The sequence below is a fragment of the Flavobacterium sp. genome (assembly GCF_034111225.1).
In the GTDB taxonomy this organism is placed as follows: Bacteria; Bacteroidota; Bacteroidia; order Flavobacteriales; family Flavobacteriaceae; genus Flavobacterium.
Genome location: NZ_JAWUXR010000013.1, coordinates 1 through 12,091, shown reverse-complemented (window position 1 = coordinate 12,091; position 12,091 = coordinate 1). Strand labels below are relative to the sequence as shown.

Here is a 12,091-nt window from a genome sequence, read left to right as displayed (position 1 = left end):
TTACGTTCCTTTTAATTGGATTGACGCTTTATATTGTAAAAGAACGTTAACTTTAATTTTAAGAGGTTTAATCTTTGAAATGACTGTTTGTTAAGTAGATCAGCAGAAAAATAAATTATTAGGTTTTGATTTAGTTGAAGTTGTTCCAGGTGAAATCAAAGGTTTGTTTGGAAATATAGGTGCACGAATATTATTCCATATTTGTGATGTTTTAGTTAATTATTCGTAAATTAGATTATTACTAGTTGAAACCCAAATTATTAACCAAAAACACAAGTAATGGGTCATTTTATAATAGAAGAATGGAAAGAATATGAGCTTGAAATTCCTGGAAAAGTACGATATGCTGTTTCAAATTTAGGTCGTTTAAAAAGCTTTACTTCAAATATTAAAGAAGGTAGATTGTTAAAGCCAGCTAATAATGATGGCTTTCCTTACTTTAGATATATTAGACAAGCAAATAATAAAAAGACAATCTATGCACATGCAATTCATAAAATGATTGGTGAATTATTTATGTCTAAAATATCTGATGATCAAACACATGTTATTCATTTAGATTATGACAAAACAAATAATGTAATTACCAATTTGAAATGGGTTTCTTATCAAGAAATGAGAGAACATGGATATAAAAGTCCATTTGTAGCAGAAGGAAGAAAAAAAGCTTTTGAAAAATTTGGACCTAAAAACACTAAATTATCTGAAATAGATGTTATTCGATTAAAAAGAAAATTGCTTGATCCAAACAGAAAAACCCGACTTAAAATATTAGCAAAGCAATTTGGTGTGACAGAAATGCAATTACACAGAATTAAAACCGGTGAAAACTGGGGACACATTAAAGTATAATTAAGCTACTAAAATATTGTTAATTAAAAGAGTTGTGAAATTCGCAGCTCTTTTTTTTTGTTAATAAGAATCCAGGTTCTCCATAATATGTTGAGCTTTCTCCTTAATATTTATTAATTCTTCAGGTTTTATTTTATTAAGAAGTACCATCATCATATTCATACGTTGATTGTTTGCAAAATATTCTTTTTTGTCATCAAGAAAATTCCAATACAAACTATTAAATGGACAGGCTTTTTCTCCCAGTTTCTCTTTTACATTATACTTACAATTTCCACAGTAATTACTCATTTTATTAATATAATTTCCAGAAGAAACATAAGGTTTTGTTGCTATTATTCCCCCATCTGCATATTGACTCATTCCGCGAGTATTGGGCATTTCTACCCATTCAATAGCGTCAATGTAAACGCCTAAATACCAGGCGTCAACTTCATCTGGGTGCATTTGGGTTAACAAAGAAAAGTTTCCAATAATCATTAATCGCTGAATGTGATGTGCATAAGCTTCCTCTAAACTTTGAGAAATGGATTTTTGCATACAATTCATTTTGGTTTTTCCTGTCCAATAAAAATCAGGTAACTTATTATGGTTTTCCAAAGCGTTCTTTTTACCATAATTTGGCATTTCTTTCCAATATATACCTCTTACATATTCTCTCCAACCTAAAATCTGACGCACAAATCCTTCTACTTGAGAAATAGTGATAACCTCTTCGTTTTCGTGATAAAAATCAATAACCGTTTCTATAACTTCTTCGGGAGAAAGCATTTTGCTATTCATTGCAAATGACAAACGCGAATGGAATAGAAATTTTTCATCAGTATGCATTGCATCTTCATAATCTCCAAAATGAATTAATAAATTTTCACAGAAATACTTTAATTGTTCTAAACAAGCCTTTCTAGATGTTGGCCAATTAAATTTCATGACATCAATTTTTCCGAAAGTAGCAACATTTGCTTCTTCTATTTCAGTTAGAATTTCTCCTATATTTGGATTAAAAGTTAACGCATCTGGAACAGGAACTTGCCCTTTGTATTTCAACCGGTTGTCTTTATCAAAATTCCATTGATTCCCTTCTGGTTGAGAACCTTGCATTAAAACATGATGTTTTTTTCGCATCATCCGATAGAAATTCTCCATTAACAAGAGTTTTTTGCCTTCAAAAAAATCTGCAAGTTCTGTTCGATTAGTGTAAAAATGTTCGGTGTCAAATGCTTCTGATTCGATTTTCATATGAAAACAAATGTTTTTCAATTGTTCGTCTAATCGATATTCATCGGGTAATTGATATTCAAATTTTTCAATTTTGTTTTCAGTAATTAATTTCGAAATTATTTTTTCTAAATCATGAAGACTTGCTTCATCCGATATTTTATAATAAATTACTTTATGACCTGCTTTTTTTAGTGCTTCAGCAAAATTTCGCATTGACAAGAAAAAAGCCACTACTTTTTGTATGTGATGTTTTACATAATCGGTTTCCTGACGCATTTCTGCCATCAAGTAAATTACATTTTCTTCTTTTTGTTTAACCCAAGAATGCTTTGCATTGAGTTGGTCTCCTAGTATGAGTCTTAGTTTTGTCATTTATGTATTTTTATAACCAAATTTTTTGAAATATTCCCTTACCATCATAAATTTCAGCTTGTCTTTTTATGTTGAATTTTCGATCTCTTGGGTCATTCCCAACACCAGCATTGTACATCCAATTTCCATAATTAGAATGTACATCATAATCTATTAACATACTTTCAAAATATGCAGCGCCAATTCTCCAATCCTGCTCCCATTCTTTTGCCCAGAAACTCGCAACATTTTGTCGGCCTCTATTACTCATGAATCCGGTTTCTGCAAGTTCAATCATGTTGGCATTTACAAAAGGTTCTTTTGTATTGCCTGAAATCCATTGATTAAACGCTTTCTGATTGAATTTCAAATCGTATTTGTTTCCCAAAATCCCATCTAACTGGAATATTTTATTACCGTGTTTCAAGGAGATATATTTAAAATAATCCCTCCAAATCAGTTCGAAAACTAACCAATACGTATCTTCATTGGCTTCGATTTCAGTTTCATATTGTTTGAGTTTCCAATAAATAGTTTTCGCAGAAATACTTCCATTGGCTAGCCAAGGTGAAAATTTTGAACTATAATCAGTTCCAATTAAGCCATTTCGAGTTTGTTTGTATTTTGAAATATTGTGGGTTTTCCAAAAATAATTATTTAAACGTTTCAAAGCTTGATCTTCTCCACCTTGAAATGGGAAAGTCGAATTAGAACTGGTTTCAAATGCCTCAAAGCCCAATGTTTTAAGGGTCGGAATTTCTGTAATATTTTCAATAACATTAGAAATAGCTTGTTTCTGAATAGTATTTTCAGGCTGAATGGAAACTGTTTTTTCGCATTGCTTTCGAAATTCAGTAAATACTTTGGGGATTTCCTTTATTTTATAAGGAATTTCATCAGGATGAAATAGAAATTGGTCATAATTTTCAATAAAATTCACCCTTTGAAGTTGATTTTTGATATTGTTACTGACTTTTTCTTCCTCACTTGTCCATTCTTTTTGTGAATAAATAGCATCAATTTTATACTCTTTAACCAGTTTTGGAATGATATTTTCTGGTTTATCATAGTAAACCAACAAAGAAATGTTTTTTGTTTCTAGGTTTTTTTTTAATTCTTGAATGGTTTCAATCAAAAATTGAGTTCTAAATTTTTCTGTTTTCTTAAAACCATATTTTGTAATTGCAAAATGTCTTGGGTCAAAACAATAAACTCCTAAAACAAATTCGCTATTTCGGCACGCTTTCGCTAAGGATATATTATCATTTACACGTTGATTATTTCTAAACCAGACTATACTCTTCATTTATTTATAATTTTTATTTAATCTGCACTTTTCACTACAATACTTTACTTCATCCCAGTTTTTATGCCATTTCTTTCTCCAAGAAAAAGGCAATCCACAAGTTTTACATTTTTTTTCAGGTAGATTTACATTTTTATGAGCCATTTTTCAACATCGATTTCACCATTGAATTTGGTCTTGCATATTCAAATCGGTCTATTAATTTGGGTAAACAATAGCCATCTAGACCATTTACTGTAACAATATTTCCTTTGTCTAGTTGAAGCCAATAATCATTATTCAGCATAACTTCCTCAAAATAAATAGCCTCAATAGAAGCAATAATGTGAATACAACCGTTTTCAACGATTGGATATTCATTCACATATTTGCATAATAATTTCACAGGACTTTCTTTTACGAAGGGTTGTTTTATTTCGTCAAAGTATTCTGATTCAATTTTGGTTTCTTCAAATTCTGAAATTCCTTCTTTGTAGTTCGCAGATGTTTGATGTGCCCTTTGAATCAAATTTTCAGTTAAATGATTTACTGTGAAATAGCTTGTTTCTTGTATGTTTTTATACGTATCTCTTGGAACTGTTGCAGGTCGCATGATAAATCCTAGTAAAGCAGGATCACTTCCTAAATGTGTAACACTACTAAAAATAGCTAAATTTTCTTTACCTTCTTTTGATATGGATCCAATTAAATTTACTGATTTATAACCCGTAGAGGAGTTTATAAGATTTAATCGTGCTACTTTATCCATTTCTTTGAATTCCTTATTTGCAATTTTTCTCATAATATATTTTGTTTAACAAAAATACATAAAGAATAAACAAAAATATTCTTTTTTTTGAAAAAACATTTATTTCACTTACCTCTCATTTATTAATTACTTATTTTTGTAATAAGAAAACTTTAAAATGCAAACACCAAAAAAGATTGCTATTGTTGGAGCTGGTTTAGTTGGCTCTTTATTGGCAATATATTTAAAAAAAGCAGGCCATATTGTTCATGTATATGATAGAAGTCCAGATATTCGGAAAATTAAATTTTCTGGACGCTCAATCAATTTGGCTATGTCTAATAGAGGTTGGAAAGCATTAGAAAAAATAGGTATTTCTGAAGAAATAAAAAAAATAGGATTACCAATGGAAAAAAGGGCAATTCATATGATGGATCAATCTCTTAATTATCAAAAATACGGTAAAGAAGGAGAAGCAATTTATTCTCTTTCACGTGGGGTTTTGAATAGAAAAATGATTGATTTAGCTGAAGAAGTAGGTGTAGAGTTTTTCTTTGAACATAAAGTTTGGGATGTTTCTCTTAGCGAAGCAACTTTGCATATTGGTGAAGAAGAAAGAGGTGAGTGGAAAGCTTATAAATACGATAAGGTTTTTGGTTCTGATGGAGCTTTTTCAAGAGTTAGACATAGAATGCAGCGTCAAAGTATGTTTAACTATTCGCAAGACTTCTTAGAAGTTGGGTATAAAGAATTAAATATTCCGGCAAATGAAGACGGTTCACATAAATTAGACAAAAGTTCATTACACATTTGGCCAAGAGGTAATTTCATGTTGATTGCTTTGCCAAATTTAGACGGAAGTTTTACTTGTACTTTATTTATGCCTTTTAAAGGTAAAAATTCTTTTGAAGAATTAGACACTAAAGATAAATTAGTTGCATTTTTTGCAAAATTTTTCCCATCAACAGAAGATGTTATTCCTAATTTGGTTGAGGATTTCTTTAAGAATCCAAAGAGCTATTTGGTAACGATGAAGTGTTTTCCTTGGACACATAATGATACTGTTGCTTTAATTGGTGATGCTTGTCATGCAATTGTTCCTTTTTACGGACATGGAATGAATGCAGGTTTTGAAGACATTACAGTTTTAAGTGATCTAATGGATAAATATGGTGACGATTGGCAAGCCATTTTTACAGAATATGAAAATTCGCGTAAACCAAATACTGATGCAATTGCTGAATTATCGTATCGTAATTTTAGGGAAATGAGCTCTAAAACAACAGATGATAAATTCCACCTACAAAAACAAATTGAAAAATGGTTTTCTGAAAAACATCCAGATAAATGGATGCCTTTATACAGTAGAGTTACTTTCAGTCATCAACCTTATGCTGAAGCTTTAGCAGAAGGTGACAGGCAAAATGAAATCATGAAAGAAATATTATCAATTGAGAATATTGAACAAATTTGGGAGACAGAACCTGTTGAACAACAAATTCTACAATTGTTGAGAGAATAGAAAAAGTTGCTTTTGCCCTTTTTTTTCTATTCTCTATGTACTTTATTGAAGTCAAATGCAGGTTTGCAAACGGCAATATATTCACAAGGTTCATCAAAAGGATTTGAATATTGAACTCTAGTGTTCGCATCAATTTTTATAGATTGGCCTGCTTCTAACACTATTGTTTCGTTTTCAATAATAAATTGTTTTTTGCCAGAAATAATATATGTGTATTCTTCAAATTCTGGCGTTTGAAAAGGTTCGCTCCATTTTGGCGGAGCAATCATATGTGCAATTGAAATATTCTTATTTCCTGTAGAAGCTAATCCATGATGTTCTTCAATTAACTTTCCATCGGTCGTTGGAACCACAAAAGGGTCTTTTTGGATTAAATATTTTTTCATTATTTACTAGATTAACTTAAGTTCAAAAATAGTAAATAACTACTAATTACTATTCACTAATCCTTATCTTTGCAAACTATTTTAAGTACAATGTTGAAGAAAGAAATACAAATTGCGGTTGATAAAGGTGAAATGTTGCCTTTAATGGAGGAGTTTTACACCATTCAAGGCGAAGGTTATCATACAGGTACAGCAGCTTATTTCATTAGAATCGGCGGTTGCGATGTAGGTTGTCATTGGTGTGATGTGAAAGAAAGTTGGAATGCAGAGCTTCATCCGCCAACACATGTCGATGTTTTTGTTGCAAATGCAAAAAAATACGCAGAAACAGTTGTAGTTACTGGTGGTGAGCCTTTAACTTGGGATATGTCGTTTTTAACAAGACAATTAAAAGCACAAGATTTAAAAGTGCATATTGAAACTTCTGGAGCTTATCCAGTAAGTGGAACTTGGGATTGGTTTTGTTTATCACCAAAGAAAATGAAATTACCGGTTCAAGGTGCATATGATATTGCAAATGAATTGAAAGTAATTATATTCAATAAGCACGATTTTCAATTTGCAGAAGAACAAGCGGCTAAAGTAAATCCAAATGCGATTCTTTTTTTACAACCTGAATGGAGTAAAAAAGAAGAAATGACATCGCTTATTGTAGATTATGTAATGAAGAACCCAAAATGGAGAATCTCATTACAAACACATAAATATCTAAATATTCCTTAATTCAATGAAAAAAATAATTTTTACCTTATTAATTGGTTTGTTTACCTTCAATTTTTCAAGTGCTCAATTTGGAGATGGTGGGGGTGAAGTATATTTAAATGGAGATTTAATTGATGCTAAATTTCAAGGAGGAGGAATTGATAAGTTCTATGATTTTATTATCGAAAACTTTGATGTTTCAACGGTTGAAAAGAAAGGGCAAATTATTTTTACGTTCAATGTTAATGAACTTGGTGAAGTTAAGAATATTAGAATATTACGTGATTTAGGAACTAATTCTGCAATTGAATTAATTCGTGTATTAAAAAAAACACCTAAATGGGAACCTGCAAAAAGAGGTGGAAAGCCAATCAGTATTCAATTAAAAATGCCACTAACTTTTAATTAGTTAAACGAGCCAAATAATCAAAATGTTCGCCTTCAATAACTAATTCGCATTCTAAATCATTTGCAATTGCTGCGTTTTGTAACGTATTATAATCTAAATAAAGCCAATCAAAAGTTTCTTCTGTTTCGCCTTTATATTGTATTGTAAAAGTTAGTTCGCCATAATAACCATTTCCATTAATTGCGTAAGCGCCATCTTCATCTTGGTCAAACATATAGATAATGTCTGACGAATCAATCAAAATTTGTCCGCCTTCATTCAAAAGACTTTTTAATTTTTGAAGATAAGTTGTTATTTGATCTAATTTCCCAAAAATACCAGTTCCATTCATTAATAGTATAATGGTGTCAAATTTTTCTGAAGTATCTAAATCTAAAACATTCACAACTTCAGCATTTTTCAGACCTCTTAATTGACAAGTTTTTATTGCGTTTTCCGAAATATCAATTGCGGTAACTTCTAACTTTATTTCATTCTGAAGATATAAAGCATGACTTCCTGCGCCGCAACCAACATCTAAAGTCTTGCCTTTAGTAAGTTGTAGTGCTTTTTGTTCTAGTTTCGGCATTTTTGTAAAATTCCTAAACAAATAAGCAACACTCATTTCATCTGCTTCAGAAATAGAGGTCTCCGTGATAATATCTTCCGGATTATTATTGGTTTGATAATCTAAAATGGCTTTTCCAAAAAGGTCTTTCATGAAATGTTTATGTGTTTAACTGTTTATGAGTTTAAAAGTTGTTTAACTTTGTAGAAGAAATTATAAAAAATGCTAAAGCCAAATTTAAACGAACTCGGAAAACTTGCCAAAGATACGCATATCGAAAACAAAAAGTATTTTGATAAGTTGAAAAAGCGTACTCCAAAAAATTTGGATAAAGTAATGCAAGATTTACATGATGCCGAATTTAAAAAAACCGACTGTTTAGATTGTGCCAATTGTTGTAAAACTACGGGGCCATTATTTACCATTACTGATATTGAACGTATTTCTAAAAATTTCAAACAAAAACCACAACAATTCATTGATCAATATTTGCGAATAGATGAAGACAACGATTACGTGTTGCAAAGTGTGCCTTGTACGTTTTTAGACAGTGATAATAAATGTTTTATTTATGACATTCGTCCAAAAGCGTGTCGCGAATTCCCACATACCGATAGAAAGAAATTCCAACAAATAACTGATTTAACCCTGAAAAACGTGGAGGTTTGTCCTGCGGCCTATAATATTGTAGAGAAAATGAAAGAGAAGTTGCCTTTGTGATTTTATTCAAAATTCACTTTAATCGTTTCTAAAAACATTTTCAGGAATTTCTTTCTCAAAAAAAACCTGATATTTTTTAAAATCACTACTGTCTTTTAAAGGATAATTTAAAAGAATAAAACTGTTTGTTGGTTTTGATTTTTGATAAATAACAAGGTAGTTTGTTTCTAAATTTGGTTTCTTATTTGGAAGATTAGTATATGGATTAGAATTATTATTTTCATAATATACTTCTCCATTAGTTTCAAATGTAAAATCGCACCTATTTATTTTATTTACACCTTTTGTAACGATATATTTATCAATCTTACCAATTGCTATTTCGTAATCTGCTTTTAAATTTATTATTTTTTGGTCTCTATTGATATACATAAAACCTGCTGCAGTAAAAAGAATAAGTATGACAAAATATAAAGGAATAGAATATTTATTATAAAATTTATAGTTTTTTAAAAAATAGACTAAAGCGATAATGAAAACTATAGCTACAATTGTTGTTAATAATAGATTCAAAGGCGTAAATCCGTGAAAATTATTTAAATCTGTCAAATCTGTGTTCCAAAGATTATTCATAAATCAAATACTTACTTCTCATTACTTTAAAATCATTCAAACCCTTTTGCCAAGAAACTCTAATTTCATTTTCAGAAATACCTTTTTCAATTTGTTCTTGTAGTTTTTTCGTTCCGGCTAATTTGGTAAAAAACGCGTTAAAAAACTTCGATTTATCCGTTGTTTCTGCGTAAGCTTTCATCAACCACTTTAATTCTAGTTTATTAACGGGTTTTATTTGGGTTAAATCTTCGCCATAACAAAGTTTTCCATTGTAAGTTGGTTCTTTTGCACCTTCATTAGGCTGTGGTGTAAAACTAAATGTACCTTTATTAAGGTAAGGCGAACCGTAAATTTGAAATTGTTTTTCGGTTCCACGGCCTACACTTACATTGGTTCCTTCAAAAAAGCACAGACTAGCATATAAATTTATCGATTGTGCATTGGGTAAATTAGGAGATGGTTTTACCAATAAATCATAAAACATGGTTCTGTTATAATTCTCACATGGAATTACAGTCAATTTACATTGAATTTCATTCATCAACCATTTTTCACCATTAATCATTTTAGCATATTCACCAATTGTCATTCCGTGTAAGACTGGAATTTGGTGCATACCTACAAAACTGGTGAATTCTTTTTCTAAAATTGGTCCGTCTACAATTCCGCCATTAGGATTCGGTCTGTCTAAAACTATCAGCGGAATATTGTTTTCTGCACAAGCTTCCATTACATAATGTAAAGAAGATATATAGGTGTAAAAACGTGCGCCAACATCTTGCAAGTCAAAAACCATAATATCAATTCCTTCTAATTGTTCTCGTTTTGGTTTTTTATTATTTCCGTAAAGAGAAATTATAGGTAAATCTGTTTTCACATCCTTACCGTCTTTAATAACTTCACCAGCATCAGCAGTTCCTCTAAAGCCGTGTTCGGGAGCATATATTTTCTGAATGTTGATTTTTTCAGTCAACAAGAAATCAACTAAATGCGTTTTATTGGTCAATATTCCACTTTGATTGGTTACAATTCCAACTTTCTTGTTTTCTAAAAGCGGAATGTATTTCTCAAAATTATCAGCACCAGTCTTCAATTCCTGTATTAGAATTTCTTTAGGAGCTATATCTTTGTCTAGCGTCTTTTCTCTTTCCTCTATACTCTTAACGGAATTTCCGCATGAAAAAAGAAGTATAAACGAGAATAAAAATGTATTTTTGAACATCAATTTAGAGACCATAATATTTTGAATTTAGAATATTTTATAGCAAAACGACTTATTACTGCTAAAAGTTATAAAAGTAGTATTTCTTCTCCAATAATTAAAATTGCAATTTCGGCAATTGCTATAGGAATTATCATGATGATAGTTTCTGTTGCAACAGGAATTGGTTTGCAAAATAAAATACGCGAAAAAGTAGCTGCTTTTAATGGGCATATCGTAATTACAAATTTCGATGACAATCAGTCCCAAGTGCATACCCAACCTGTAACAATCAATCAAAGTTTTTATCCCAAGTTTAAAACGATTGAAGGAATTAACCATATTCAGGCAGTAGCAAATAAAGCCGGAATTATAAGAACAGAAAGTTCGGTTGAAGGAATCATATTAAAAGGTGTAGGTAAAGATTATGTTTGGACGAATATAAAGGAGTACATCACTCAAGGTCGTTTACCCAATTATAAAGACGAACTTAATGAAGAAGTTTTAATTTCCGAATATTTAGCAAATCGTTTGCATTTAAAGTTAGGTGATAAGTTCAATACGTTTTTTATGAAGGAAAGTGGTAAAATGCCAAACCTTCGTAATTTTAAAATTGTTGGAATTTATAATTCGGGTTTTCAAGAATTTGATGCTTCTTATGTTATAGGTGATATTCGCCATGTACAGAGAATCAATAAATGGAAGAAAGATGAAATTGGAGCTTTCGAAGTTTTTATAAACGACTTTACGCAAATAAAAGAAATTGGCGATAAAGTATATAAAGAAATTCCGTCTACATATAATAGTGTAACCATCGAAGAAAAATTCTTTAGTATTTTCGAATTCCTAAAACTATTCGATTTTAATATCATCATTATATTAATAGTTATGATTGTCGTGGCTACCATTAATATGATTGTTGCCTTGTTGGTTCTTATTTTAGAACGCACACAAATGATAGGAATCTTAAAAGCACTTGGCGCAAACAACTGGAATATTCGAAAAATATTTTTGTACAACGCTGGTTTTTTAATTTCAAGAGGCTTGTTGTTTGGGAATTTAATAGCTCTTGCTTTATTGTTTCTTCAAAAAACATTTGGAATAATTAAGTTGAATCCGCAAAACTATTATGTAAGCGAAGTACAAGTCGATATTAATTTTCTACATATCTTACTTTTAAATCTTGGAACAATAGTAATTTGTTTGCTGGTTTTATTAATTCCATCTTATATAATTACTAAGATTTCACCGGTAAAAGCCATTCGATTCGATTAAATTTATTTTTTCTAGCAGCTTATTCCCACTTTCCGCTATATCTTTTATTTTTTTTTATAAAAAACAATAAAAGGATGCCGCTTCACTCGGGGCTATGAGTCCTGTATTTGAAGAGTAAGTGGTTAAATCCATAAATTCTCTATACAAGGTTTAAACAAATGAGTATTTTTTTTCATGTGTAAGTTACTTGTAATCAACCTTCTTTAAAAAAGATTAAAAAATAGATAAAAAAAGGTTTGCGGGAATGGAAAAAGGTACTACATTTGCACCCGCATTCAAAGGCAAGTTCATTAAAGTATTGATAAGTTAACCTGGAG

Annotated in this window: 14 protein-coding genes; 6 read left to right on the top strand and 8 right to left on the bottom strand. The window is 30.5% G+C overall.

Features of this window, described 5'->3' with window-relative positions; translation table 11 throughout:
• Nucleotides 1-279 precede the first annotated feature (279 nt).
• A complete protein-coding gene (locus UXY25_RS09585) occupies nucleotides 280-852 on the top strand; it encodes an NUMOD4 domain-containing protein (protein WP_320815797.1) in 573 nt (190 codons plus the stop codon).
• Nucleotides 853-912: 60 nt separating this feature from the next.
• On the opposite strand, the gene UXY25_RS09580 is transcribed toward UXY25_RS09585, so the two are convergent.
• From UXY25_RS09580 to UXY25_RS09565, 4 genes are read right to left on the bottom strand one after another with little or no spacing between them, the layout of a single operon-like run.
• The gene (locus UXY25_RS09580) at nucleotides 913-2,445 is read right to left on the bottom strand and encodes a cryptochrome/photolyase family protein (protein ID WP_320815796.1); all 1,533 of its coding nucleotides are present in this window, start codon (nucleotides 2,443-2,445) and stop codon (nucleotides 913-915) included.
• 10 nt (nucleotides 2,446-2,455) lie between these two features.
• Nucleotides 2,456-3,730: a DASH family cryptochrome gene (locus UXY25_RS09575; RefSeq protein ID WP_320815795.1), complete on the bottom strand. Its 1,275-nt coding sequence runs from the start codon at nucleotides 3,728-3,730 to the stop codon at nucleotides 2,456-2,458.
• On the bottom strand, nucleotides 3,731-3,874 hold the full coding sequence (locus tag UXY25_RS09570; protein WP_320815794.1) for a DUF2256 domain-containing protein: 144 nt from the start codon (nucleotides 3,872-3,874) through the stop codon (nucleotides 3,731-3,733).
• Nucleotides 3,864-4,511, bottom strand: a complete 648-nt coding sequence (locus UXY25_RS09565; protein ID WP_320815793.1) for a flavin reductase family protein — start codon at nucleotides 4,509-4,511, stop codon at nucleotides 3,864-3,866. Before UXY25_RS09565 ends, UXY25_RS09570 begins: the two co-directional genes overlap by 11 nt.
• A 124-nt stretch (nucleotides 4,512-4,635) precedes the next feature.
• On the opposite strand from UXY25_RS09565, the gene UXY25_RS09560 reads away from it, so the two are divergent.
• Complete coding sequence (locus UXY25_RS09560) at nucleotides 4,636-5,979, top strand: NAD(P)/FAD-dependent oxidoreductase (RefSeq protein ID WP_320815792.1); 1,344 nt, start codon at nucleotides 4,636-4,638, stop codon at nucleotides 5,977-5,979.
• A 26-nt stretch (nucleotides 5,980-6,005) separates the two neighbouring features.
• Here UXY25_RS09560 and UXY25_RS09555 read toward each other — a convergent pair whose 3' ends face one another.
• On the bottom strand, nucleotides 6,006-6,365 hold the full coding sequence (locus tag UXY25_RS09555) for a cupin domain-containing protein (RefSeq protein ID WP_320815791.1): 360 nt from the start codon (nucleotides 6,363-6,365) through the stop codon (nucleotides 6,006-6,008).
• A gap of 90 nt (nucleotides 6,366-6,455) precedes the next feature.
• On the opposite strand from UXY25_RS09555, the gene UXY25_RS09550 reads away from it, so the two are divergent.
• Both UXY25_RS09550 and UXY25_RS09545 read left to right on the top strand, forming a co-directional pair.
• Nucleotides 6,456-7,088 (top strand): 7-carboxy-7-deazaguanine synthase QueE, encoded by a 633-nt coding sequence (locus UXY25_RS09550; RefSeq protein ID WP_320815790.1) that lies wholly within the window; start codon nucleotides 6,456-6,458, stop codon nucleotides 7,086-7,088.
• A 4-nt stretch (nucleotides 7,089-7,092) separates the two neighbouring features.
• On the top strand, nucleotides 7,093-7,476 hold the full coding sequence (locus UXY25_RS09545; RefSeq protein ID WP_320815789.1) for an energy transducer TonB: 384 nt from the start codon (nucleotides 7,093-7,095) through the stop codon (nucleotides 7,474-7,476).
• Here UXY25_RS09545 and UXY25_RS09540 read toward each other — a convergent pair.
• Nucleotides 7,469-8,176: a class I SAM-dependent methyltransferase gene (locus tag UXY25_RS09540; protein WP_320815788.1), complete on the bottom strand. Its 708-nt coding sequence runs from the start codon at nucleotides 8,174-8,176 to the stop codon at nucleotides 7,469-7,471. The genes UXY25_RS09545 and UXY25_RS09540 overlap by 8 nt on opposite strands.
• Nucleotides 8,177-8,245: 69 nt before the next feature.
• Between UXY25_RS09540 and UXY25_RS09535 the strand changes: the two genes are divergently transcribed.
• Complete coding sequence (locus UXY25_RS09535; RefSeq protein ID WP_320815787.1) at nucleotides 8,246-8,743, top strand: YkgJ family cysteine cluster protein; 498 nt, start codon at nucleotides 8,246-8,248, stop codon at nucleotides 8,741-8,743.
• Nucleotides 8,744-8,761: 18 nt separating this feature from the next.
• Here the strand turns inward: UXY25_RS09535 and UXY25_RS09530 are convergent, their stop codons facing one another.
• A complete protein-coding gene (locus UXY25_RS09530) occupies nucleotides 8,762-9,316 on the bottom strand; it encodes a hypothetical protein (RefSeq protein WP_320815786.1) in 555 nt (184 codons plus the stop codon).
• Nucleotides 9,309-10,520: a DUF1343 domain-containing protein gene (locus UXY25_RS09525; protein ID WP_320815785.1), complete on the bottom strand. Its 1,212-nt coding sequence runs from the start codon at nucleotides 10,518-10,520 to the stop codon at nucleotides 9,309-9,311. Before UXY25_RS09525 ends, UXY25_RS09530 begins: the two co-directional genes overlap by 8 nt.
• Nucleotides 10,521-10,541: 21 nt before the next feature.
• Here UXY25_RS09525 and UXY25_RS09520 point away from each other — a divergent pair, with 21 nt between their 5' ends.
• Entirely contained in the window at nucleotides 10,542-11,774 is a 1,233-nt protein-coding gene (locus UXY25_RS09520; RefSeq protein ID WP_320815784.1) for an ABC transporter permease, read from the top strand.
• Nucleotides 11,775-12,091: the final 317 nt, after the last annotated feature.